17 protein-coding genes and 1 pseudogene are annotated in these 23839 nt (G+C 62.2%); 10 read left to right on the top strand and 8 right to left on the bottom strand.

Features of this window, described 5'->3' with window-relative positions; translation table 11 throughout:
• Window positions 1–9 precede the first annotated feature (9 nt).
• The 3 genes from ABH945_RS26435 to ABH945_RS26425 all read left to right on the top strand — a co-directional run bounded on the left by ABH945_RS26435 (window position 10) and on the right by ABH945_RS26425 (window position 4699).
• Window positions 10–1413 carry an MFS transporter gene (locus ABH945_RS26435; protein WP_429252485.1) on the top strand — a complete coding sequence of 468 codons (1404 nt, stop codon included), beginning with the start codon at window positions 10–12 and terminating at the stop codon, window positions 1411–1413.
• 89 nt (window positions 1414–1502) lie between these two features.
• On the top strand, window positions 1503–2357 hold the full coding sequence (locus ABH945_RS26430) for an IclR family transcriptional regulator (RefSeq protein WP_429252484.1): 855 nt from the start codon (window positions 1503–1505) through the stop codon (window positions 2355–2357).
• 437 nt (window positions 2358–2794) lie between these two features.
• Window positions 2795–4699 (top strand): AAA family ATPase, encoded by a 1905-nt coding sequence (locus ABH945_RS26425; RefSeq protein WP_429252483.1) that lies wholly within the window; start codon window positions 2795–2797, stop codon window positions 4697–4699.
• Window positions 4700–4773: 74 nt separating this feature from the next.
• On the opposite strand, the gene ABH945_RS26420 is transcribed toward ABH945_RS26425, so the two are convergent.
• From ABH945_RS26420 to ABH945_RS26410, 3 genes are all read right to left on the bottom strand, one after another.
• Window positions 4774–5040 carry a hypothetical protein gene (locus ABH945_RS26420; RefSeq protein WP_074767482.1) on the bottom strand — a complete coding sequence of 89 codons (267 nt, stop codon included), beginning with the start codon at window positions 5038–5040 and terminating at the stop codon, window positions 4774–4776.
• A gap of 54 nt (window positions 5041–5094) precedes the next feature.
• Window positions 5095–5895 carry a TSUP family transporter gene (locus ABH945_RS26415; protein WP_429252482.1) on the bottom strand — a complete coding sequence of 267 codons (801 nt, stop codon included), beginning with the start codon at window positions 5893–5895 and terminating at the stop codon, window positions 5095–5097.
• A 227-nt stretch (window positions 5896–6122) separates the two neighbouring features.
• A complete protein-coding gene (locus ABH945_RS26410; RefSeq protein ID WP_429252481.1) occupies window positions 6123–7319 on the bottom strand; it encodes an acyltransferase family protein in 1197 nt (398 codons plus the stop codon).
• 594 nt (window positions 7320–7913) lie between these two features.
• On the opposite strand from ABH945_RS26410, the gene ABH945_RS26405 reads away from it, so the two are divergent.
• On the top strand, window positions 7914–9050 hold the full coding sequence (locus ABH945_RS26405) for an OpgC domain-containing protein (protein ID WP_429252480.1): 1137 nt from the start codon (window positions 7914–7916) through the stop codon (window positions 9048–9050).
• Window positions 9047–10750, top strand: a complete 1704-nt coding sequence (locus ABH945_RS26400; RefSeq protein ID WP_429252479.1) for a tannase/feruloyl esterase family alpha/beta hydrolase — start codon at window positions 9047–9049, stop codon at window positions 10748–10750. The genes ABH945_RS26405 and ABH945_RS26400 overlap by 4 nt, the downstream gene beginning before the upstream one ends.
• Window positions 10751–10970: 220 nt before the next feature.
• Here ABH945_RS26400 and ABH945_RS26395 read toward each other — a convergent pair whose 3' ends face one another.
• The gene (locus ABH945_RS26395) at window positions 10971–11384 is read right to left on the bottom strand and encodes a hypothetical protein (RefSeq protein WP_429252478.1); all 414 of its coding nucleotides are present in this window, start codon (window positions 11382–11384) and stop codon (window positions 10971–10973) included.
• Window positions 11385–11658: 274 nt separating this feature from the next.
• Here ABH945_RS26395 and ABH945_RS26390 point away from each other — a divergent pair, with 274 nt between their 5' ends.
• Complete coding sequence (locus tag ABH945_RS26390) at window positions 11659–12585, top strand: ABC transporter ATP-binding protein (protein WP_074767491.1); 927 nt, start codon at window positions 11659–11661, stop codon at window positions 12583–12585.
• Window positions 12582–13343 (top strand): ABC transporter permease, encoded by a 762-nt coding sequence (locus tag ABH945_RS26385; protein WP_429252477.1) that lies wholly within the window; start codon window positions 12582–12584, stop codon window positions 13341–13343. Before ABH945_RS26390 ends, ABH945_RS26385 begins: the two co-directional genes overlap by 4 nt.
• Window positions 13344–13498: 155 nt before the next feature.
• Here the strand turns inward: ABH945_RS26385 and ABH945_RS26380 are convergent, their stop codons facing one another.
• Window positions 13499–14515, bottom strand: a complete 1017-nt coding sequence (locus ABH945_RS26380; protein WP_429252476.1) for a helix-turn-helix transcriptional regulator — start codon at window positions 14513–14515, stop codon at window positions 13499–13501.
• Window positions 14516–15244: 729 nt separating this feature from the next.
• Here ABH945_RS26380 and ABH945_RS26375 point away from each other — a divergent pair.
• The 3 genes from ABH945_RS26375 to ABH945_RS26365 all read left to right on the top strand — a co-directional run bounded on the left by ABH945_RS26375 (window position 15245) and on the right by ABH945_RS26365 (window position 20392).
• Window positions 15245–15670 carry a DUF3830 family protein gene (locus ABH945_RS26375; protein WP_429252475.1) on the top strand — a complete coding sequence of 142 codons (426 nt, stop codon included), beginning with the start codon at window positions 15245–15247 and terminating at the stop codon, window positions 15668–15670.
• Between the two features lie 224 nt (window positions 15671–15894).
• Entirely contained in the window at window positions 15895–17115 is a 1221-nt protein-coding gene (locus tag ABH945_RS26370) for a sensor histidine kinase (RefSeq protein WP_429252474.1), read from the top strand.
• 550 nt (window positions 17116–17665) lie between these two features.
• Window positions 17666–20392, top strand: a complete 2727-nt coding sequence (locus ABH945_RS26365; protein WP_429252473.1) for a YadA family autotransporter adhesin — start codon at window positions 17666–17668, stop codon at window positions 20390–20392.
• 167 nt (window positions 20393–20559) lie between these two features.
• Here ABH945_RS26365 and ABH945_RS26360 read toward each other — a convergent pair whose 3' ends face one another.
• The 3 genes and pseudogenes from ABH945_RS26360 to shiA form a co-directional block, all read right to left on the bottom strand.
• Window positions 20560–20688 carry an MFS transporter small subunit gene (locus ABH945_RS26360; protein ID WP_074767503.1) on the bottom strand — a complete coding sequence of 43 codons (129 nt, stop codon included), beginning with the start codon at window positions 20686–20688 and terminating at the stop codon, window positions 20560–20562.
• A gap of 10 nt (window positions 20689–20698) precedes the next feature.
• Window positions 20699–22119, bottom strand: a pseudogene (locus ABH945_RS26355) (L-lactate MFS transporter).
• A 391-nt stretch (window positions 22120–22510) separates the two neighbouring features.
• Window positions 22511–23830 (bottom strand): shikimate transporter, encoded by a 1320-nt coding sequence (shiA, locus tag ABH945_RS26350; protein WP_074767507.1) that lies wholly within the window; start codon window positions 23828–23830, stop codon window positions 22511–22513.
• Between the last annotated feature and the right edge of the window lie 9 nt (window positions 23831–23839).

Raw genomic sequence — 23839 nt, 5'->3', positions numbered from 1 at the left:
GGAGACACCATGAAACCTTCGATCACGACGGCGCGGCCGAACACGCCTGTTGCATCCCTATCACCCGTTTCACGCGCCATCGATGTGCAGCAGTTGCTCGACGAACAACCCGTCGGCCGCTTTCAGATTCTCGTGTTGCTGATGTGCATGTTCATTGTCACGCTCGATGGACTCGACACCGTGATGGTCGGTTTCATCGCGCCCGCGTTGTCGAACGCATGGGCGATTCCGCGCGACGCGTTGGGGCCGGTGATGAGCGGCGGCCTGCTCGGCCTCGCGTTCGGCGCGCTGGGCGCAGGGCCGCTCGCGGACCGCTTCGGCCGCAAAACGGTGATGACCGGCGCGGTGCTGTTCTTCGGCATCTGGAGTCTCGGCTCGGCGTTCGCGGCCAACATCACCGAGCTGACCGCGCTGCGTTTTCTGACCGGCCTCGGTCTCGGCGCATCGATGCCGAATGCCGCGACGCTGATGGCCGAATACGCGCCGCAACGCTGCCGCGCGCTGATGGTGACGACCGTGTTCTGCGGTTTCACGCTCGGCGCGGCAAGCGGCGGCTTCGTGAGCGCGTGGCTGATCGCATCGCACGGCTGGCACTCGGTGCTGGTTCTCGGCGGCGTACTGCCCATTCTTTACGTGCCGTTCATGATCAGGTGGCTGCCCGAGTCGGCGCGTTTTCTGGCGCTGAAAGAGAGCCGCCGCGCACGCCTCGTCACGGTGATGAACCGTCTCGAACCCGGCATGGCCGATCACACGACGCGCTTCGTCGCGCATGAAACGCCGCAGCGCGAGCGCAGCCCGGTCCGCCTGATCCTGTCGCGCGAATACGCGTTCGGCACGTTGATGTTGTGGGTCTGCTACTTCGCCGGACTGTTGACGGTGTACCTGCTAGGTAGCTGGCTGCCGACGCTGATTCGCGGCGCGGGCTTCACGCTCGGCGAGGCTGCCGTGGTCGGCGCGTTGTTCCAGGCGGGCGGCACGATCGGCTCGCTCGCGATCGGCTGGCTGATGGACCGCTTCAATCCGCATCGGGCGCTGGGCGCGACGGTGTTCATCGGCGGCGTGCTGGCGTGGGGGATGGGTCTGCCCGGTCACGGTTTCGCGGCGATCTGCGTACTCGCGTTCGGCATGGGCTATTGCATGAACGGCTCGAATACCGGCTTCTGCGCGTTGGCCGCGGGTTCGTATCCGACCCGGATGCGCGCCACCGGCACGAGCTGGATGCTCGGTATCGGCCGTTTCGGCGGGATCGCGGGGGCCATGCTCGGCGCGGGCATGCTGCACGCGAACTGGGGTTTCGGCGACGTGTTCACGTCGCTGGCGATCCCGGCGGCAGTGGGCGCGGCGGCGGTGCTGCTGAAGGGCGCCCGGCATCGCGGACCGGTTTTGCGGGTGAGCGCAGGCGTCGGGCACTGACCCGTGTAAGCGCCGTATCCGCTGCGTGCTTGAATTCCGATATGGAATCGTGTTCTCATTCGGGATTGAAATCGAACTGAGAGTGGATCATGGCGGGGAATCTCGAGCGGGCGCTGTCCATCATTGAACTGCTGGCGCGGCAGGGCGGCAGCCTGCAGCTGGCCGCCATCGCCGATACGCTGAACATTCCGCGCAGCGGCACGCACCGGCTGCTGGCGGAGTTGGCCGAAGAAGGCTACGTGCGGCAGGACGAGCACGGCGAATACGTGCTGGCGCTCAAGCTGGTGTCGCTCGCGCTGATGTGGCTGTCCACCGGCGGCGTGCTCGATATTTCGCAGCCGGTGCTCGACCGGCTCGCGGCGGCGTCGGGCGAACTGGCGCGGCTCGGCGTGGTCGAGGACGATCACATCACGTTCGTCGGCAAGGCGCAGGGCGCGAAGTCGGGCTTGCGCTACGACCCGGACATGGGCAGCCAGCCGCCGCTGCATTGCACCGCGAGCGGCCAGGCCTGGCTCTCGACGATGAGCGACGAAGAAGCGCTCGAACTGGTGTCGCGCCAGGGCGGCATCGGCAAGGCGGGGCCGCGCGGTCCCAAGGCGCCGAAGACGATCCAGCAGTTTCTTCAGGACCTGAACGGCGCGCGCAAACGCGGCTATGGGATCGCTAGCGAGACTTACGAAGCGGGCATGACGTCGATGGCGGCGGTGATCCGGCATCCGGTGACGGGGCTGGTGGTCGGCATTGTCAGTCTCGCGGGGCCGACCAGCCGTCTGCCGGATGCGCGGCTCAAGGAACTCGCGCCCGCGTTGCTCGAAGCCGCGTCGGACATGGGCGCGGCCACGTTGAGTTCGCCTTATTTCAAACGCAGCCTGCGGGTCGCGCCGGTGGCGGCGGTGGTGCAGCCGGTCGAGGCGAAACGCAAGGGACGGCCCCGCGCGGCTTGAGTTTTCTTTTCTCTATGGCGACGAGGACGCGCCCGCGTCCATCGCTTTTATCAGCGCGATAAAAATCTTTGCCGTAACTTTTTCCGCTTCTAAATAGGGCGCGGTTAATAATAGTTATGCGAAGTACGCGATCAATTTAGCGCTGATAAACTGTGCGCCTGAGCAGCAAATTGCGTGTTGAGCGCATCGCTCGCTCCCTACATTTCCGGCCTCGTAAATGGCTGGATAGACGGAAGAAATAGGCCTTTTCCCCGATTTGGAATACGTTTTCACCCAGCATAATGGGCCGGGTGAAAACGGTTAAAAGGGACGCATGTTTGGTTGTCCTAGATTCCTTCGACGGAACCCATGTATCGCAAGCCCATTTTCCCGCCGTCCTCACATACCTGTTTTGACCAGTACCAGGGTTCGCTTGAGCCCGTTTTTGGAAGTGACTCATGAAGCCGGGAAATAACTCGCTTGGGAAAAGACGCGTACGGAAAATCGCCATGGCGGTGGCTGCTGTTGTGCTCGTCATGCTGCTTGCCGGGGTGCTGTGGTATGCCCAGCATCGCAACGAGCCGGACGCGGCGGCGCTGACCGGCGTCGCAAGCCAGATGCGTAACGACCCTGCCGCGTGGACGCATGAAGAGAAAGACGCGTCCGAGATGCTGCGCGATATTCACGATGCAAAAGTCACGGCGATCGGCGTGAGTCCCAGCGCGATCCTGGTGTCGAGGCGCGACGGTCTGAAGTACTTCGTCACCGATCACAACGCGACGTTCTCGCATGCGCTTTTGCTCGGCGAACCCAAGTCGGGCGAAGCCGCGCCGTATCAACTCGTCTGGCTTCCCGATGCCGATATCCGCACCGGCGGCGCGCGCTGGGTGCAGGCATTCGACCAGTTCCGCGACGCGATCAGTGTGTTGTTGCCGCTGTTGCTGATCGGCGGAATGGTGTGGTTCATGCGGCGCGAAATGCGCGGCGGCGCGACGTTGCTGAGCGAAGCGCCCACGCTGCGCTTCGACGACGTAATCGGCGCAGGCGAGGCGAAGGCCGCGCTCGCAGACATTCGCGGCTATCTGTCCGATCCCACGCAATTCACGTCGATGGGTGTGCGCGCACCGTGCGGCATCCTGATGGTGGGCGGCCCCGGCGTCGGCAAGACGCGACTGGCGCAGGCGCTGGCCGGCGAATGCGGCGCGAGCTTCATCTCGATCACCGGTAGCTACTTCAGCGCGAAGTATTACGGCGTCGGTATCCAGAAGGTCAAACATCTGTTCGAACTGGCGCGCAAGAATGCGCCCACGGTAATCTTTATCGACGAAGCCGACGGGCTCGCGAAACGCACCGATACGGGCGGCGGTCCGGTTGAAGCCGAGAGCAACCGCATCATCAATCAACTGCTCGCGGAAATGGATGGCTTCGCGTCGAACGAAGGCGTCATCATCGTGGCCGCGACCAATCATCCGGACAATCTCGACGAAGCGTTGCGCCGTCCCGGCCGTTTCGATCGTACGGTGCAGGTTCGTTTGCCGGATCGCGAAGACCGCGCGAAGATTTTCCGCTTCTACGCGGACAGGCTGAAATCGAAATCCGCGGATATCGACTACGACCAGCTTGCCCGTCTGACTACCGGTTTGTCGCCCGCAACGGTGGCGATGGTGGTGAATCAGGCGGGGCTCGTCGCGCGCAAGGCGGGCGACACCGAGATCACGTCGAAGCATTTCATGGAAGCGATCAAGATTGCGCGCATCGGCGACGTGAGCGGCGCCGAGCGTGCGCTCAGCGAAGACGAACGCACGCGCATCGCGGTGCACGAGGCGGGGCATGGGCTGGTCGCGGCGCTGCTGGGCACAGGCGTACTCGAAGAAGTGACGATCCTTCCGCGAGGCGGCGCGTTAGGCGTGGCGCTCATCACCAAAGCGCAAGACAAGCACCTGTACCGCGAAACTGAAATTCGCAACGAAATTCAGGTCCTGCTCGGCGGACGTAACGCGGAGATTCTGACGTTCTCGGAAGCATCGAGCGGTGCTGCATCGGACTTGCAGGAAGCGTCGCGCATCAGTCTCGACATGGTGTCGAAATTCGGTTTCAACCAGGACGGCGATCTGTTCAGCCTTGCTGCATTGCCTTCGCAATACGCGGGCTTGCAGATGAAAAGTGCGATCGAACACGCCAATGTTCTGCTGAAGGAATTGAACGAACTGTGCTTCGGACTATTGCATTCGTACGAGCCGGTTTTGCGCGCAATTGCCGACGAATTGCTCGAACAGGAAACCGTGCCCGGAGAAACGGTGTATCGCCTGATCAGGGAGCACAAAAGTACGCTCAAGATCGTCCACGAGCCGGAAGCTGCGTGAGTTTATTTAAGCGGGCCTCGCGAGCTTAGTCGTGCGTGGCCCGCAATCGAATCTGCGAATCGGAACCCGCGAGCCTACGCAAAATCCGATTCCCCAGGTGACGGAACACCTGGCGGCGTTTCGGTGTCGCCGAGTGCATCTAGTGGATCGGACGCACCCCCAGCCGGATCTACAGCAGGTGGCGGGTTTTCGCCTTTTTTCGGCAGCGGCTGATCCAGGCCGGGCTCGACCGGCGTGGGAATGGCGTCGCCAATGGGCTTGGATACTTCGGTGGGCGGGCTGCCGGGGTCCTCTTCAGCCTGACGTTCAGGCTCTTTCGGGGAATTGGCTATATTGGCCACAACGACTCTCCAGTTGATGGAACAAGTCATTGATCAGCAAAGCGCGTACCACCCCTACGCGTGAAAAATCCCCGATTTCCAGATCATCTGCGCGGCGGCCATCGCCACGAACACCAGAACCAGAACCCGGAAGGCACCCGGTGGCAGACGATCCCGCAGCGGACGCACCAGCAGAATGCCTGCAATGACCGGCACGCTCGCGCAGGCCGAGATCGCCAGATCGCTCCAGCTCGCATGCGCACCGCCGCTGAACGCGGCGACCAGCGTAATGATCGACACCACGAGAATGATCGCAATCTGCTTCGTGAACGCCTTGCCCGTCGCGCCGGTCGCGATCAGATACATCGCCAGCAAAGGGCCGGGCACGGAGGCGATGCTCTCCATTAGCGCCGCACCGAATCCCAGTATGAGCCCAGCAGGCTTCGCCCATTTCGGCGACAACGTCAGCCGTGGCGACGCGAGCAACAGCAGCGCCGCGACCATCAGCAACGCCCCGGCGGCCGCCTGAGCGCGATGCGGTGCGAGCGAGATCAGCACCATCACGCCGACCAGGTTACCGACGATCGTGCCGATCAGCGGCGCGGCAATCCGGCGGATGGTGGGGAGCATCTCACCGCCTTCCAGCGCCTGCGGAATATTGCCGAGGATGATCGGCATCGACAGCAGTAACACGGCTGCCTTGATCGGCAGAAACTGGCTCAAGATCGGCATGGCGACGAGCGGCACGCCGATGCTGACGATCCCCTTGACCATCCCGCCGAGCAGAAGCGCAGCGACGATGCCGAGCAACGCGTAGAGGTCGAGCGTGTGCAGGGCGCCGCCGAGAATGCCGTCGGCTAAATTGAAATGAGACATCGTTGAGGTCCGCGAACCAGGCGCGCGGATCGAGCGGTGGCGTCGCGCGTGGCTTGTTTTTATCGTTGGTCTGTTCCGTGCCTGCGCGTCGTGCGTTGTGTGTCCTGCTTTGCGCGTGGCCGGAAACAGCCGGCTTGTGGTGAGGCCGCATGATACCGCGCCGTCAAAGCGGCTGCATGTCAGCGCAACTCGAAGCACACCCGGAAGTGCAGCGAATACGCGCGTGACTACACCACGTCCGAAGCGGTGCTGTCTTCGCGCAGTCTGCGTTCGGCGCGTGCGGCTGACGAGGTTCCGCGCGCTGGCATCGTCACTGGTTGGGCGGCGTCAGGCTGTGCACGCGAGCGCGTCTTGAGTCGCAGCACGGGTTCCTCGATCAGCCGCCACGACAGAACCGCTATCGCCAGCGAGATCGCAAACGACGCGACGATACCCGCCGCATGCGCCCACATCGGCACCGTGCCGCCGAACAGCGCTTCCGCGTGACGGTTGCGGGTCAGGTCGGGTATCAGATTGTGATAGAGATAGAAGCCGTAGCTGATGCGTCCAAAGCTTACCAGCCAGCGCGTTTCGAGAAAGCCGATCACCACCGCGTTGCGGCAGCACGCAATGGAACCCACGAGCGCGGCAATGCAGACTCCGTACGCGCCGCTAATCGCTGTGAACAACAACGGGTTGTCCACCTGACTCCACGTCGGCTCGGTGGCGCACAGCGCGACCAGTGCAAGACACACCACAAACAGCGTGATGCCGTGACCGAGCCACGAGCGCGTTCGCGCCTGCTGATGTTTTCCCGCGACCATCAATCCGCCGATTCCTCCCAGCGCAAGCAGCCAGAAGTTCGTCAACGGATGCGTGTAGATCGTGATCTCCTGCCAATGCGCGGCACGCATCGCCAGTAACGAAAACAGGCCGAGCGCGACGATCGCCCAGCATGCCGCGCGATGCCGCCGCGTCGCGAGCAACAGCAATAGCGGCGCGACCACGAGATAGAACTGTTCCTCGATCGCGAGACTCCACAAATGCGAGTAGCGTCCCGGCCACGAATGCAACACGGAGCCGATCCAGATATTCGACAGATACGCGAAGTGAAACGGCATGCCGCTCGCGAGTTCGGGACTCGCGAATCCGAGCGCCATCAGCACGCACATCACCACCAGCATCAGGTAGTAAATCGGAAAAATGCGCACGGTCCGGCGAAACAGGAAGCGCTTGAGTTCCGCGCCGAACTGACTGCCGCCCGCTTCGATCCGCGCGCGTTGTCCGGACAGAATGCCGATGATCAGAAAGCCGCTCAGCGCGAAGAAAATCCAGACACCGAGATGGCCGATCTCGCCGATGTCGCCAAACAGGCGGTGCTGAAAAAATACCATCAGGACTGCGATGGCGCGCAATCCGTCGAAGCCGGCAATCCTGTTGTTCATGGGTCGTCTTCCTCGGCGAAGGTGGCGCGCGTGGCGCTGCCGTTCAGGGCGGTAAGGGTGACAGCGGTACGCATCGGCAACGGTAAGGTCGACCGTGGCGAATGGACGGCGTCGTCATGACGCTCAGCGGACAAGCATGTCCGGTCCACACGAATGGCTGCCGCGTAATAAGTGCACCTCGGGGAGCACCGCATAGGGCGCCGCGCGATGCGCGCGAACTCATGCGGTCGAGCATGAAGGCATCGTCCGATGAAAAAAAGCGAAAAAAATCGCGCGTTACTTTCAGAAATTCTTTTCGCCGTTAATGACCGGTTGCATCCCCATTTCGCGATTTAAAGCCGCAAATCTTGCCGCAAACCCGAAGACGCGACGACTCAGTATCACCGCCCGCCGACAACTGAATTTCAGATTGCCATGCGACCTCGCACAACCAAAGGCCGGTTGTCAGCGCGCGAGGGCATTGTGCGCAAACGTGGTGGGAACAATTTATTCTCATGGTGTTCCTACGAACAGTAGCGGCCTGTCGACGTCTCGTCGCCTCGTCGCCGCTATTCACAGCGTGAGCGCAAACGCGCGTCAATCAGTGAGAATCGAATGGCAATCCGTCACGCTCGCACCGGAGGAAGTCCCGCTGGGGGACGTTCGATCGAAGTGGATTTCTTTCGCGGCCTCGTGCTGATCGTGATCGTGCTCGACCATATTCCGGGCAGCACGCTATCGCATCTGATGTTGCACGCGTACGCGATGTGCGATTCCGCGGAAGTGTTCGTGTTCCTCGGCGGCTATGCGTCGGCAGCGGCTTATACGGCGGTGCTCGCGGGCCGTGGCGAGAGCGCGGCGAAGATGCGCTTCGTCCGACGCTGCTGGGAAATCTATCGCGCGTATCTGTTGACGGCCGTGCTGACGCTCGTGTCGGGCGCGCTCCTTGCGCTGTTGCATCTGAACCCGCCGATGGTCGAGTTGAGCGGCTGGCCGCCATTCGCCGGCCAGCCGCTGCGTCAGGCATTCGACATTGCCGTGTTGCGGCGTCAACCGTATCTGTCGAGCGTGTTGCCCATGTACGTGATATTCGCGCTCTGCGTGCCGTTCGTGGTGCCGCTCGCGCGCCGCGCGTCGGTGCTGGCGCTCGCATTGAGCGTGGCGATCTGGGCGCTGGCGCGTCCGCTAGCCTCGTTATTTAGCATTGACGATATGTCCGACTGGGCTTTTAATCCGTTTGCGTGGCAGCTGATGTTCGTATTCGGCGTACTGTGCCGCGTGCAGCCTGTCAGCGAAAGTTTTCACACGAGCCGCGCCGCGCGCTGGCTGACGTGTGCGGCAATCGTCGCCGCGCTGACCTTCGCAATCGTCAAACTTTTCGTGCTGACGCAACCGTTGCCCGGCACGCTTAAACAGAACCTTTCCGTGGACCGCGTGATCAACTTCATCGTCATTGCCTGGCTCGCCGCGCAGTTGGTGCGTATGGGTGGCATTGCGTGGCTTGCGCAGCGGCTGCCTGCGGTCGTCACGGTCGGGCGCACAGGGCTGGTTTGTTTCGTCGCCGGTACGCTGGTTTCGCTGATCGTCGATACCGCCACGCCGCACATGTTTCATGGCTTTCGCGGCGTGCTGGTTGGACTCGGCGGCGATCTGGTCGCGATCGGCGCGGTGCTGATGATCGCGCGCGGCTGGAGCGGCTGGAAAAGCCAGCAGGCGGCTGCGCCCGCCAACAACGGCGCGGGTGCCGGATGACGGTGCGATGGCGCCGTCCACGTTCGGCAGCCAATGCGCGGGTGGCCCGCGCGTTCGCCTGGTTCGCTCCCGTTGTCGTGTCGATCGGTATTGGCACGGCTTCGTGTCTGCTCGCTGAGCCCGCTTTCGCCGCGTCTGGCGATACACCGCTCGCCATGCATTGCGCCGACCTGGCCGGCGCGGTGGTGTCCGCTGAACTCATCGGATTGCCGACTGCGGGCGCGCAGATCGAAACCGCAGCAATGGTGGGCGCGACCGCGCAGGGCAACCAGCAGGGCGGCGAATATTGCCGCATAACCGGCCGCATCAAGGCGCTCGAAGCAACCACGCCCGATATCCGTTTCGATCTGAATCTGCCACGTCGCTGGAATGGTCGCGCGTTGCAGATTGGCGGTGGGGGTTACAACGGCGTGGTCGTCAGCGGCACGGGTGTGATGCCGTTTTCACCGAACCGCGCGCCGCTCGCGCAAGGCTATGCGACGTTCGGCGACGACTCGGGGCACGTCGGCGATTCGTCGCTCGCGGTGTTCGGTCTGGTCGACGAGGCGGTGACGAATTTCGGTTACGCACATCTGAAGAAAACGCACGACGTCGCGCTCGCACTGATTGCGCGCGCGTACGGCAAGCCGCCGCAGCGGATGTACTTCGCCGGTGGCTCGACCGGCGGCCGCGAAGGCTACACCGTAATGCAGCGCTATCCCGACGACTACGACGGCGTGATCGCTAACTCGCCAGCGCTGAATTTTTCGGGTGTGAGGCTGCTCGGCGTGAAACTCGGCAACGCCGAATACGGCACACCTGGCGGCTTCATTCCGCCGCCGTTGCTGGAGCATGTTTATCAGCGGACGCTTGCGGTGTGCGACCGGCTCGATGGCGCAGCGGATGGCATCGTCAGCAATGTCGAGGCTTGCCGCAAGCAGGAAGCGGACATCATCGAATCGCTGCGTTGCACTGCTGGTTCAGCCTCGGCCGATGAATGCCTCACGGACCCGCAACTCGCGACCTTGCTCGTGATGCGCGACGGTCTGAGCCTGCCGTACAAACTCGCGTGGGATGTCGGCGGCTATCGCGGCTACAACATTTTTCAGGGCACGCATCTGACGGGAATGCTGGGGCTCGCGCATCAACCCGGGCGCTTGCCGGTGCCGACGTTTTTCGATAACGGCTATCTGTTCGCGCAAGGTGACGGTTATGTCCGCTACTTCGTCACGCGCGATGCACGTTTCGATTCGCTCAAATTCGATCCGCAACGGCCGGGTAAATATCGCGCGCAACTGGTCGCACTGTCGCAGACGATCGGCGCGATGAATCCCGACCTGTCGCGCTACATCGCGCGCGGCGGCAAGCTCATCACCTTGCAAGGTCTCGCCGACGAAGTCATCAGCCCGAATCAGACCATCGGCTACTACGAGGCGCTGATGGATCGCTTCGGCGCGGATCAGGTGAATGGATTCATGCGGCTTTATATGGTGCCGGGTTTTCAGCACGGCGGCGGCGTGTTCATTCCTTCGGTCGATCTGCTGGGCGCGCTCGATAACTGGGTGACGCACGGCGTTGCGCCTGAAACGTTGACGGCCACCGATATCGCCGCAGCGACCAATGGACGCTCGCGTCCGTTGTGCCGTTATCCGCTGTTTCCGCGCTATGTGGGCAAGGGGAATGTGAATCTTGCCGGTAGCTTTACTTGCGCGGAACCGTGAGACAGTCCGTGGGTTTTGCGAGCGCACTACGAAGTGCCGTGTCTTCCTGAAAAATGTGCGCAGCGGTTGGAAATTCGACGTGGTTCAGCGGCGGCATTGACTCCCTAAAGTTGAGAGCGCGACAAAAAGGGCGGCGCCGCCACTTCCGGCTGCGCCGCCCGTATCAACTTGCAAACCGCAACTTCCCGATCTTCAATTCCACTACACGACGAATCGGAGATCACTGTCCGTTCTGCATCGTGCCCGTGTTGCCGTTCATGTTATTGCCCGTGCCGTTGTTCATGCCATTGCTCATGTTGCCGCCGGAGCCCTTCATCGACGGGCTATTCGGCGAGGCTCCAGTGCCCGTGCCCATGCCGCCGCCCGTACCGGTCACGCCCGGCGAGCCGTAGCCCGAGGAACTCGGCGAGCGCATCGTGTTCGGGCCGACACCGGGCGATGCGGTCCCGCCTGCGCCGCCCGTCGTGCCGCCGCCCGCACCTACGCCATTGCCGCCCACTCCAGCGCCAGCACTCCCTCCAGCACCGCCGCCTGCGCCGCCACCGGCACCTGCTCCGGCTGCTTGTGCATACGCACCGCCCGACAGCGCCATCACGAGTGCCGACGCCAGAACCGCTTTCGTAACGTGTTTCATGGTCCACCTCCATCGATTGGATTGATTTCACGCGAGCGTCTGTCGCTCGCATGCATGGACTGCCGCAAGCGGTGTGCCTCAGCCGTCAAGCTGCGAGTTCCGGCCGGAGGCAAGGAGTCCGCGGGCACGTCACAGGGTTCACCCGGGGCGCGCAGATCGGAGCGCTGCACGCTTTGCCACTTTCCATTACATTGCGGGTGCGCTCGCGCGATTGCAGCGCTTTTTCCAACCCAGCTTTTTCAACCCAACAACGGTGTCTGCCATCGTCGACTCCATGCAGCCAATCGTCTCGGTCAAGAACCTGTCGAAAACCTATGCCAGCGGTTTTCATGCGCTAAAAAATATCAATCTGGCGATCAACCCCGGAGAAATCTTTGCGTTGCTCGGGCCGAACGGCGCGGGCAAAACGACCCTCATCAGCATCATCTGCGGCATCGTCAACGCGAGCGAAGGCAGCGTGACGGTGGACGGCCGCAACATCGCCACCGACTATCGCGGCGCCCGCTCGCTGATCGGCCTCGTGCCGCAGGAACTGACCACCGACTCGTTCGAAACCGTCTGGGCGACCGTGTCGTTCAGCCGTGGGCTATTCGGCAAGCCGAAGAATCCGGCGTATATCGAGAAGGTTTTGCGCGACCTGTCGCTGTGGGAGAAGCGCGACAGCAAGATCATCACGCTGTCGGGCGGCATGAAGCGGCGAGTGCTGATCGCGAAGGCGCTGTCGCACGAACCGCGCGTGCTGTTTCTCGACGAACCGACCGCCGGCGTCGACGTCGAATTGCGGCGCGATATGTGGAAGCTGGTGCGCTCGCTGGCCGAAAGCGGCGTGACGATCATCCTCACCACGCACTACATCGACGAAGCGGAGCAGATGGCCGACCGCATCGGCGTGATCAGTGCGGGCGAGATCATGCTGGTCGAAGAAAAGACCGAGTTGATGCGCAAGCTCGGCAAGAAGCAGTTGACGCTGCAACTCGAGAGCCCGCTCGCGCAGGTGCCGCCGTCGCTGGCCGGTTATGCGCTGGGTCTGGAGAAGGGCGGCAACGAATTGATCTATACGTATGAAGGCGAGGGCGGCCGCACCGACATCATCGCGCTGCTGAAGGCGCTCGATGACGCCGGCATCCGCTTCAAGGATCTGCATACCACGCAGAGTTCGCTTGAAGATATCTTCGTCAGTCTGCTCCGGGGTGGTCAATGAATATTCACGCAATCCGCGCGATCTACAAGTTCGAGATGGCGCGCACCTGGCGCACGTTGATGCAGAGCATCATCGCGCCGGTGATTTCGACGTCGCTCTATTTCGTCGTGTTCGGCGCGGCAATCGGCTCGCGCATCAAGGAAGTGGACGGCATCAGTTACGGCTCGTTCATCGTGCCGGGGCTGATCATGTTGTCGCTGCTGTCGCAGAGCATTTCGAATGCGTCGTTCGGCATCTACTTTCCGCGCTTCACGGGCACGATTTACGAGTTGCTGTCTGCGCCGGTCTCGTATCTGGAGATCGTCGTGAGTTACGTGGGCGCGGCCGCCACCAAATCGATCCTGCTCGGGCTGATCATTCTTGCTACGGCGGGGTTGTTCGTGCCGCTGCAAATCCAGCATCCGTTCTGGATGATGCTGTTTCTCGTGCTCACGGCGGTGACGTTCAGCCTGCTCGGGTTCATCATCGGCATATGGGCGGATAGTTTCGAGAAGCTGCAACTCGTGCCGCTGCTGATCATTACACCGTTGACCTTTCTCGGTGGAAGCTTCTACTCGGTCAACATGCTTCCCGATTTCTGGCGCGTCGTGACGCTGTTCAATCCGATCGTTTATCTCGTCAGCGGCTTTCGCTGGAGCTTTTTCGGACTCGCCGATGTGAACGTCGGCATCAGCCTCGCGATGACCGCGCTGTTTCTCGCGGTGTTTCTGCTGGTCGTGGGCTGGATCTTCAGAACGGGTTATCGCTTGAAAAGCTGACGGCATTCATGAAGGCGGCATGGGAAGCTGGCCGGGACCTTTGCTAAGGGGCCGCCAGCTTTTATGTCCTTCGAACTGAGTCTGCCCGATACGCTCAACGCGCTGCGTTTCGGATGACGTGACGGCTTTCGCCGTCACGTCATCCACGCTTCGAACTACGACACATAGGCCTGCGCGACATTGATCAACTGCACGCGATTACGCACGTTGAACAACTGCCGCAACCGGCGCAGATGATAGTCGACGTTATGCGGCGACAGTCCGAGGAAATACGCAATTTCCTTGTCACGCTGACCCTGTACGACCCCCTTCAACACCGCATGCTGCAACTCGCTCAACGCAACGGGCTGCTGCTGCGCGGGCGCGATGCCGATCGCGCTTTTCGCATGCGTCCAGATGAATTCGTGGATCGTGTGCGCGAACATCAGCGTTTCGGCGACGATCGATTCGGTCATCCAGCGCGGGTTGCCGATCTCCGAGTTGAAGCACAGGCTCGCGCTCAGTTCCGGCTCGGGCAGCGGCATTCGCGTGAGAATCCCGCTTTTCCGGCCGGTGGCCTCCAGCATGTCGATCAAACCGCCAAGCCGTTCGCTGCGCAGTTGCGCGCGCGGCAGGTCGGCGCGCAAATCGGCGGTATTCCACAGCAACGGCATGCCGGTCGGCGACGCCAGCGCCACCCGCGGGTCCAGTTCGAAATAGCGCTCGCGGAAATAGCGCGTGAGCCAGGTCTGCGATTCGTAGCTGCTGAGCACGAACATCGTCTTGTGATGCGCGGACGTGCGCGTGGCCGTATAGCTGAACGAGTCGAAACCCAGCTGTTTGATGCGCCGCCGCACGAAGTCGATGCGGTCCTGCGCATTATTGAACCGGCCAAGCGGACTGATGAACGGCGCACTGCGCCGTGTAGCCGGCGACGGCGTGCCGATCTCCTCCTCGGTGAAGAGCGTGAGAAAGCCTTTGGGCGCCGCCCCCGCACCCGCTGCGGTGCGGGCCGCGGTTTCCGGGGTGCCCGATGCTTCAGCCGCGTGGGCTGACGCCCCCGGTTGCCGCGTGCCGGCCGGGTAGGCCGGTTGGGCGGACACCGCAGGGTTACAGGCTGCCGATGCGTGCCCGGCTTCGCCTTGCGGCGGGCCGGTCAGCCAATGCGGCAGCGTATCGCATTCGTGTTCCATGAAACGGTAGCTCCGGGGTTCGAAACGCATGAAAGACGACAAGCAGAATGATTAGCGATTTCCGGAATTTACGGTAGCCGGTTCCTTGCTATCATTTTCGGGTTCTTGCGCTGGCCGTGAAAAACTGGCCGGACTGAGCAGTGTCATTTCGCGCGCCTGTTTCGTCTTGAGACCGGCGAGACCAACGAGGCGCCGCACGAATTCGTCACGCGTTTGCGGCTTGAAGAATCGGCGAGGCTGCTGCGGACCACCGTCAGACCGTGTTGCAGATTGCAAGTGCGGTGGGTTTCGGGGGCACCAGCCACTTCTCCGCGCGGTGTGGGCGTGACGATGGCGTGATTCCACTGGCTGATCGGCTACCCGCTTGCAGGATGAACGCCCGGCGAACAGAACGGCCGGGTCGCAAGGGTACGGGCATCGCAGCCGGTTCGTCTGCGTAAGCAAATCACGCGCGTTTCGCAGTTTGCTGCGCATTGCGTGGCTTGCAAACTACGAACTTTCGTGGCGGCGAGTGGTTAGACCTGGCATGAATTTGTTTGACCAGCACGTTCAACAGCTTTCGACGGCGCGGTTGCGGCCGGTCTAACTGGCCTGACCGGCTGCGACGCAACCGTATCTGCTGGACCCTTGCGCGGGGCGACAGAATAACGCCCACCCGCCTTGGCCGAAGCCGCGTTTGACTGACCGTTCCATTCAAGCTCATTCAACCCGTCACCTGAAAATTCTGCGATGACCCGACTCCGAATCACCTGCTGCGGCCACGAATTCATTGCCGAAACCCATCCCGACGCGCCCGACACCGTCGCCGCGTTCATGAAGCTGCTGCCGTACCGCCAGAAGATCATTCACGTGCGATGGAGCGGCGAGGGCTGCTGGGTGCCGCTCGGCGATTTCAAGCTGGAAAACGACGGCGTCGCGGTCAGCTTCGAGAATCACACCAGCCATCCGTCGGTCGGCGACATTCTGTTTTACCCGGGCGGCTACAGCGAGACCGAGATCATTCTCGCGTACGGCTCCTGCTGCTTTGCGAGCAAGATGGGGCAACTGGCGGGCAACCATTTCCTGACCGTCGTCGAAGGTCGCGAGAAGCTGCGCGAACTCGGCACCAAGGTGTTGTGGGAAGGCGCGGAGGAAGTGCTGTTCGAAAAAATCTGACGCAGAGCCGCAGCGGACACGCAACAGCGCGTCCTAACCCTGGTTAATTTCCGTTCCGTAAATCGCGCATACTGGAGGCGCAGGAGCGGCCCGTGAAGCGCGCGGGACGCGCCTCCTGAGTGTCTTTCGAGTGTCTCCCGAGCGTGGCTGCTGCCGTTGCCGCGCGCCGGCCAAGGCGCGAAACATTCATTTTTGCGGCCGCCACGCGGCACCAGGTCTCCTACATGCCGGACTCGCCTCTCTCTCCGCTCGCCGCCTTCGCCGCACATCTGCGGCAGCACCAGGTCGATTTGACCGAACGCTGGATGAAGGCCGTCTTTCACGATGCCGATCTGACCGAATCCGATCGGCTCACCTACGAGCAACTCGCCGACCACATCCCGAATATTCTCGACGAGATTTGCAGCGTGCTGGAAAACCAGGACCTCGATCATGTCGAGACCGCCATCGAACGGGACGCGCGGCTGCACGGCAAATTGCGCTGGAAACAGGGCTACCGGATCGACGAACTGGTGCGCGAACTCGACCTGTTCCGGCAGATGCTGACGGGCGCGATCGTCGAATACAGCGAAACGCGGCCGTCGTTCACGCGGCGTCACGAAGAGCGCGCGCGGCATTTCATCGACGAGGCCGTGAGTTTCGTCACGCTGACGTCGATCCGCGAGGTCGTCAACGAGCGCGACCGTAAGATCGACGACTACACCGGGCGGCTCGAGCGGGTCAATCACGAACTGACGCTCAAGCAGCGGCTGGTCGGCGAACTGCACGAATCGCGGATGCAGATCACGCGCAGTGTCGTGCACGATCTGCGTAACTTTCTCAATGTGTTTTCGATGGCGCTGCAACTGATGAGCCGCGCGCCGTCGAAAACCGAGACCGCGCTCGCACTGGCAAACCGCCAGGCCGCGGATATGAAAACGCTGGTGGACGAACTGGTCGAATATTCAGTCGTACTCGGCGACACCAGCCCGCTCGCGCTGGAACGTTTCGCACTGCGCGAGTTGTTCGACGAATTGGCGATTTCGTGCGAGCCCGCCATCGAGGCGAAGGGGCTGCGCCTGCAGACCTCGTTCGACATCGCGCTGACCGAGGTCGTCTCGAACCGGCTGAAGCTCAAACAGGTCGCGCTCAACCTGCTGACCAACGCCGCGAAATATACGCGCGCGGGGCAGGTCGATCTGACCATGACCGCGACGGAAAACGATCGCTGGCGGCTGCGCGTGTCGGATACCGGCGTGGGGATCGGCGCGGCCGACCGCGAGCGTGTATTCAAGGAGTTCGAACGCGCTACCGATGACGATATCCCCGGCGCCGGTCTGGGTCTCGCGATCGTCAAGGAGTTGTGCCGGGTGCTCGAAGGGGAGATCCGCTTCGATTCACAGGAAGGCGAGGGGACGGTCTTCGAGATTACTTTTCCGATGCGTCTGCAAGCCGGTGAGTCTTGAAGAACTCTGGTCCGGTTAAGAGTGATTGGGGTTTTTTGCCGTCTTGGCTTAGGCCTCGCGGTATTTCGTCTTAATTATTCTATGTATTTTTAAGGTGAATTTCGGTTGTTTCTTGTTGATTGGCTTCTCATTTTAGAAGTCTGGGATTAATTCGAATTTCAGCTTGTTTAATGCAACTCTGGGTAAGAAAAGCGGCTGATTTTAGCTATTTCGCCCGAGTGGTGTTATGTCTTTTATCCTGATCAAGTTGTTCCGTAGCTTTTTTAGGAGTAGTCGTATTCTCGATGCGACCTGCTTCGCGGCACACTTGGCATTGCGTTTTTTTCAATAAAACGAAAGCGTAATGCGCTCCTAATTTCTAATTGGTTTAATCCAATTTATTAGGATGTCATAAGAAATGTCTTGGTTAATAAGCTGAGGCAAAGGATGAGAGGACATGTTGAGTAAGAGCTATAAGAATGTGCTTATTAAAGCGCCCCGTATTGCCGAAGCCGTACCGACTTTTGCAAAGCGAAGTGGACTGAAAGCCGCATTGGCGTGCCGGACGCTGATGGCAGCCAGTGCCGGTTTGTTGAGCGCGCTGACGCTGGCTCAACCCGCTCGCGCCGAAACCTGCGCGCCGCAGGCGCAGGACTGTCCCAGCGTCGAACAGGTGCTGACGGCGTTTGCGCAAAGCGCGTCGGCGGATGCAACCAGTCCGACGGCCGCGACGAATAGCATGAGCGGAATCGCGAGCACCCAGGAGGTCGCGGCGCAACCGCAAATTGCCGCGGTCGCGGCCACGGCTCCTTCCGTGACCGACTACATCTCCGTCAGCGAAAACGTCGTGCAGGGCACCCGCACCAGCGCGTCGAGTGCGCTGAATGCAATGGCGATCGGCCCAACCGCTGCGGCGACGGGTATCAATGCGGTGGCTGTCGGCGCAGGTTCCGCTGCGGGGAGCGACGCGTCCACGGCGATCGGTTCCGGTGCGGGCGCGTTGTCCATCCACTCGACCGCCATCGGCGCGGGAACGACGGTGGGCGTGCTGTCCGACAACTCGGTGGCGATCGGCTACAACGCCCGCTCGAGCGCACTCAACAGCATGTCGATTGGCGGCTTTGCCAGCGCGACCTCGGCCGGGTCGGTAGCGATTGGCTATAACGTATTTGTCGCGCAGGCAGCCACGAACTCGCTGTCACTGGGATCGAACTCCTCGGTCAGTGCAGCCAATTCGGTCGCGCTCGGCAGCGGGTCAGTCGCGGATCGCGCCAACGTGGTCGCGGTGGGCAACGCGACGCAAAGCAGGCAGATCGTGTCGGTCGCGGACGGCACGCAGGCCACCGACGCGGCCAACGTCGGCCAGCTTTCCCGCGTGGCGAATGCGCTGGGCGGCGGCGCGTCGATCGACACGAACGGTGCGATGGTCGCGCCGGCTTACACCATCGGCGCGGCGACTTATAGCGACGTCGGCTCGGCGCTCGCGGCAGCGGTCACGGCCGGGGTGCAGGCCAGTACCGATTCCGTTCAGTACGATTCGACCGCGCATGACGTGGTGACGTTGGGCAACGCGGGCACGCCGGTCAGGATCGCCAACGTGGGGGCCGCCAATCTCGCAGCGGATAGCTCGGATGCGGTGAACGGCGGTCAACTGTTCGCGACCAACCAGGTTGTCGAGGAGAACACGAGCAACATCACGAACCTCGATCAGCGCGTGACTGACAACACGTCGAGCATCACGAACCTCGATCAGCGCGTGACCGACAACACGTCGAGCATCACGAATCTCGACCAGCGCGTGACCGACAACACATCGACCATCAACAACCTCGACACGCGGACCACCGCGATCGAGGGGGACGTGACGAACATCACGAACCAGATCACCAAAGGAGAAATCGGGCTGGTCCAGCAAGACGAGGCGTCGCGCGATCTCAGCGTGGCGAAAGATACCGATGGTGCGCGCGTCGATTTCAGCGGCACTTCAGGTGCGCGTGAGTTGACCGGTGTGGCGGCGGGCACTACAGATGCGTCTGCAGTCAACCTGAGCCAGCTCAAACCGGTGGCGGCCGCGCTGGGCGGCGGCGCGCAGATCAACGCGGACGGCTCGTTCACCGCTCCCACGTATCACGTGCAGCGCGGCACGCAAAGCACGGTCGGCGACGCGCTCGGCTCGCTCGACAGCGGACTCAGCACGCTGCAGCAGAACATGGCGAACGGCGGCATCGGCGTGGTCACGCAAGACCCGGTGACGCGCGCGATCAACGTCGGTGCAACGATGGACGGCTCGCTCGTCAACATGGCCGGCACAGCGGGTAAGCGGGTTGTCAGCGGCGTCGCGCAGGGCGCGGTTAGCGCGGCGAGTAGCGACGCGGTCAACGGTTCGCAACTTTATGCGCAGGCGGCAAGCACGGCGGTGGCGCTCGGCGGCGGCTCGACTGTGGCGGCGGATGGCACGGTGACCGCGCCTTCGTATAGCGTCGACGGGACGGTGGTGAACAACGTCGGCAGCGCAATCACGAATCTGGACACCCGCACGTCGCAAAACAGCAATGACATTGCGAGTTTGCAGACGACGGTCGGCAGCATCAACGGATCGGTCGCGAACGCGGTGCAGTACGACAGTGCCGCTCACGACAGGATCACGCTCGGCGGCACCTCGGCCGACGCGTCGAAGGTCACGTTGACCAACCTGCAGGCCGGCGAAGTGTCGGCCACCAGTAGCGATGCGGTGACCGGCGCGCAACTCTGGCAAACCAACCAGCAGATCACCAATATCAGCCAGTCCGTGCAGAACTTCCAGGGCACTGGCGACGCTTATATGTCGGTCAACAGCGCCGGTAACGCGGCACAGGCGATTGGCAACAGTTCGGTGGCGATTGGCGGCGGCGCGCAGGCATCCGCACCGAATTCGGTGGCGATCGGCGAGGGTTCGGTGGCCGACCAGACCGGCACGGTCTCGGTAGGCTCGTCGGGCAACGAGCGTCGCATCACCAATGTCGGTGCAGGGCAGGCGCCTACCGACGCCGTCAACATGCAGCAGTTCCAGGGCGGCATGGACAAGATTGCGCGCAATGCTTATTCGGGCACGGCGTCGGCTATCGCGCTGACCATGGTTCCAGAAGTCGACGCGAGCAAAAACCTGGCGATCGGTGTCGCAACAGCCGGTTATAAGGGATATCAGGCAGTGGCCGTGGGTTTCTCGGCGCGTGTCACGCCTAGCCTGAAGGTGAAAATCGGCGCGGGTATCAGCGCGGCAACGACGACGGTCGGTGCGGGCGCCGCGTACCAGTGGTAGCAGAAGACCAAGGTTTTACACGCGTGACGGCCGGAGCGTGGCCTTACGCGCATAACTTCTCGCATGCGTAAAAGCGAAAACCGGCAGCGAAGCATCGCAACAGAACGTTGCAATATGCACTCGCTGCCGGTTGTCGTTACCCGAGCGGACGGGCGAAGCGGTCGAACTTATTTGAACAGCTTCATCGCCTGCATGAGCGTGTTGACCACGCCCCATGCGAGCGGAAGTGTCACGTACAGCCAGAAGATCGCGAGCTTCGCCTTGCTGGTCGGATGCGGAGTGTGAAGGGTCGACATGCGGATCTCCTTAGTTGCCTTTGGCGAGTTGTTCGTCAGTCATGTGGTGCTTCTCGTCCACACGCTTGACCAGCAGATTGCAGACAAAGCCGATCACCAGCAGCGCCGCCATGATGTGGACGGTCATCGTGTACGCATCCGCTTTGGCGACACCGTTCGCGACTTCATATGCGCGAATGTAGTTCACCAGCACCGGACCGGCGACACCCGCAGCGGCCCACGCGGTCAGCAGCCGCCCGTGAATGCCGCCGACGAATGCCGTGCCGAACATGTCCGCGAGATAGGCGGGCACCGTGGCAAAACCGCCGCCGTACATCGTCAGGATCACGCAGTACGCGAGCACGAACAGCGCGATCTGGCCGGAGGCCGCGAAGCCCGGTACCAGGTAGTACAGCACCGCGCCGAGCGCGAAGAAAATGAAGTAAGTGTTCTTGCGGCCGATCCAGTCCGACGCCGACGCCCACACGAAACGGCCGCCCACACGAAACGGCCGCCCATGTTGAACAGCGACAGCAGGCCCACGAAACCTGCGGCAGCCGCCGCCGATACCGTGTTCTTGAAGCTTTCCTGGATCATCACCGAGGCCTGGCCGAGAATGCCGATGCCGGCCGTCACGTTCAGGAACAGCACCAGCCAGATCAGATAGAACTGCGGCGTCTTCAGTGCCTGGTCGATATGAACGTGGTTGCGCGAAATCATCTTCTTCTGGCTGGTTGCGGGCGGCGTCCAGCCGGCCGGCTTCCAGTCCGCCGGCGGCACGCGGATCGCGAGTGCGCCGATCGACATCGAGATGAAATACGCGATGCCGAGCACGACGAACGTCTCCGCGACGCCGACGCTGGTGGCGCTGCGGAAGTGGTTCATCAGCGCGACCGACAGCGGTGCGGCAATCATCGCGCCGCCGCCGAAGCCCATGATCGCCATGCCGGTCGCCATGCCGCGACGATCCGGGAACCAGCGGATCAGCGTTGAAACCGGCGACACATAACCGAGCCCAAGCCCGATTCCGCCGATCACGCCATAGCCGAGATAAAGCAGTGCGATCTGATGCAACTGCACGCCGAGCGCGGCAACCAGGAAGCCGCCGCCGAAGCAGCACGCGGCGGTGAACATCGTGCGGCGCGGGCCGACACGTTCGAGCCATTTACCCGCAAAAGCCGCCGACAAACCGAGGAAAACGATCGCCAGCGAAAAGATCCAGCCGAGCGAGGTCAGCGACCAGTCGTCGGCGGTGGATTGCGTGATGCCAATCACCTTGGTCAGCGGACCGTTGAACACGGAGAACGCGTAGGCCTGGCCGATACACAGGTGAACGGCGAGGGCGGCGGGCGGCACCATCCAGCGCGAAAAACCCGGCTTCGCGACGGTGGCCTGCTTGGAAAAGAAAGGGGTAGAGCCGGACGCCCCGCCTGGCTCGGTGATGCTGCTCATGGTCTGTCTCCGTTGACGAAGTATTTGTTATCGGCGTTCACACGCGATGCTTGAGGCGTCGCGCTGAAAAGTCCGCTGATTCCCGTATCGTCAAAATATGAAATGAATTTTCATGTTTAGCGGGTTCATGTCGCCAAGAAACCCGCCTGGTCGAACGATATGGGGTGAACTTCGCCTTTGCAATATGAGATAGCAAAGCATAAGGCGTTCACCCGATGGAGGCGCGATTGTAATCGGACGAATGGATGCCGTAAGGGGTCGTGCGCGATGACATGTGAAATTCAGTGGTAATCAGACCTTGGCAAAGCAAAATGCAGCGCAAAAACAAAACGGGCCGGCGGTGGCTTCTTCGCCACTCGCCGGCCCGTTCGGCCGTGTTGCTCCGCGAGATTCAGGCGGTGCCGCGGCCCGTTTTCATTTTTGCCGCGACCGCTACCGAGATCGCGCAGCCAATCGCGAGATAGGCTGCTACCGGATGCCACGAGCCGCCCGCAAAGCTGACCAGCGCCACCGCGATAAACGGCGTGAAACCGCCGCCCACCACGCTCGCCACCTGATAGCCCACGCCCGCGCCGCTATAGCGATACTCGGTGCCGAACAGTTCGGTGAACATCGGCTGTTGCACGCTGACCACCATGTCGTGCGCGACGTTCGCGAGCATCACCGCGAAGACGACGATCCACACTGTCGAGCGCGCGTCGAGTGCGAGGAAGAACGGCACCGCGCTCAACATGCCGATCACCGCGCCGATGATGTACACACGGCGGCGGCCGAAGCGGTCCGCGAGCAGTGCAAAGCAGGGAATCGTCACGCAGCTCAACGCGCCGACCAGCAGGCCGATCGTGAGGAAGAACTCGCGCGGCATGTGCAGGTTCGCGGTCGAGTAGTTAAGCGCGAATGCGGTGACGATATACATCGTGAACAATTCGGCCAGACGCAGCGCGATGATCAGCAGGAACGCTTTCGGATGACGCAACAGCGCTTCGACGATCGGCAGACGGACACTGCGCTCGCCTTTTTTGCCGACCTTTTCGACGAACTCCTTCGACTCTTCCATGCTCGAGCGGATCCACAGCGCGATCAGCACGAGCACGACGCTGAACAGGAACGGCAGACGCCAGCCCCAGCTGAGGAACGACTCGTTATCCATCGAGCGGCTGATGATCGCCACCAGCCCGGTCGACAGCACGAGGCCCACGCCGTAGCCGACCTGCACGCCGCTGCTGTAGAACGCTTTCTTCTTCTCCGGCGCGCTTTCGACCGCCATCAGCGCTGCGCCGCCCCATTCGCCGCCGACGGCGAAGCCCTGGATCGCACGCAACGTCACGAGCAGAACGGGCGCCCACCAGCCGATGGTGGAGAAGGCCGGCAACAGTCCGATTGCCGCCGTGGACAGGCCCATCATCATCACGGTCAATACCAGCATGCGTTTGCGGCCGAGGCGGTCGCCATAGTGGCCGAACACGAAGCCGCCGAGCGGGCGGAACAGGAAGCCGACGCCGAAGGTGGCGAACGCCGCCAGCGTGCCCATGGCCGGGCTGACCTTCGGGAAGAATTCGGCGTTGAAGACCAGCGCCGCGACGATGCCGTACAGCAGGAAGTCGTACCAGTCGACCACGGCGCCGACGAAGCTGCCGAGTGCCGCTTTGCGTGCCTGGCTGCGTGTGGCGCGGTTATCGGCCATTGTGGCCGTCGGGATGGTGGTGCTCATGACGCAGGT

Origin of the sequence: Paraburkholderia sp. GAS333, assembly GCF_050435665.1 — a bacterium.
GTDB lineage: Bacteria > Pseudomonadota > Gammaproteobacteria > Burkholderiales > Burkholderiaceae > Paraburkholderia > Paraburkholderia fungorum_A.
This window is presented reverse-complemented; position numbering and strand designations above follow the sequence as displayed.

What these genes read in the sequence shown, in the direction of transcription:
- ABH945_RS26435 (WP_429252485.1), top strand. Translation starts at nt 10, where the DNA reads ATGAAACCTTCGATCACGACGGCGCGGCCGAACACGCCTGTTGCATCC.
- ABH945_RS26430 (WP_429252484.1), top strand. Translation starts at nt 1,503, where the DNA reads ATGGCGGGGAATCTCGAGCGGGCGCTGTCCATCATTGAACTGCTGGCG.
- ABH945_RS26425 (WP_429252483.1), top strand. Translation starts at nt 2,795, where the DNA reads ATGAAGCCGGGAAATAACTCGCTTGGGAAAAGACGCGTACGGAAAATC.
- ABH945_RS26415 (WP_429252482.1), bottom strand. Translation starts at nt 5,895, where the DNA reads ATGTCTCATTTCAATTTAGCCGACGGCATTCTCGGCGGCGCCCTGCAC.
- ABH945_RS26410 (WP_429252481.1), bottom strand. Translation starts at nt 7,319, where the DNA reads ATGAACAACAGGATTGCCGGCTTCGACGGATTGCGCGCCATCGCAGTC.
- ABH945_RS26405 (WP_429252480.1), top strand. Translation starts at nt 7,914, where the DNA reads ATGGCAATCCGTCACGCTCGCACCGGAGGAAGTCCCGCTGGGGGACGT.
- ABH945_RS26400 (WP_429252479.1), top strand. Translation starts at nt 9,047, where the DNA reads ATGACGGTGCGATGGCGCCGTCCACGTTCGGCAGCCAATGCGCGGGTG.
- ABH945_RS26395 (WP_429252478.1), bottom strand. Translation starts at nt 11,384, where the DNA reads ATGAAACACGTTACGAAAGCGGTTCTGGCGTCGGCACTCGTGATGGCG.
- ABH945_RS26390 (WP_074767491.1), top strand. Translation starts at nt 11,659, where the DNA reads ATGCAGCCAATCGTCTCGGTCAAGAACCTGTCGAAAACCTATGCCAGC.
- ABH945_RS26385 (WP_429252477.1), top strand. Translation starts at nt 12,582, where the DNA reads ATGAATATTCACGCAATCCGCGCGATCTACAAGTTCGAGATGGCGCGC.
- ABH945_RS26380 (WP_429252476.1), bottom strand. Translation starts at nt 14,515, where the DNA reads ATGGAACACGAATGCGATACGCTGCCGCATTGGCTGACCGGCCCGCCG.
- ABH945_RS26375 (WP_429252475.1), top strand. Translation starts at nt 15,245, where the DNA reads ATGACCCGACTCCGAATCACCTGCTGCGGCCACGAATTCATTGCCGAA.
- ABH945_RS26370 (WP_429252474.1), top strand. Translation starts at nt 15,895, where the DNA reads ATGCCGGACTCGCCTCTCTCTCCGCTCGCCGCCTTCGCCGCACATCTG.
- ABH945_RS26365 (WP_429252473.1), top strand. Translation starts at nt 17,666, where the DNA reads ATGGCAGCCAGTGCCGGTTTGTTGAGCGCGCTGACGCTGGCTCAACCC.
- ABH945_RS26360 (WP_074767503.1), bottom strand. Translation starts at nt 20,688, where the DNA reads ATGTCGACCCTTCACACTCCGCATCCGACCAGCAAGGCGAAGCTCGCG.
- shiA (WP_074767507.1), bottom strand. Translation starts at nt 23,830, where the DNA reads ATGAGCACCACCATCCCGACGGCCACAATGGCCGATAACCGCGCCACA.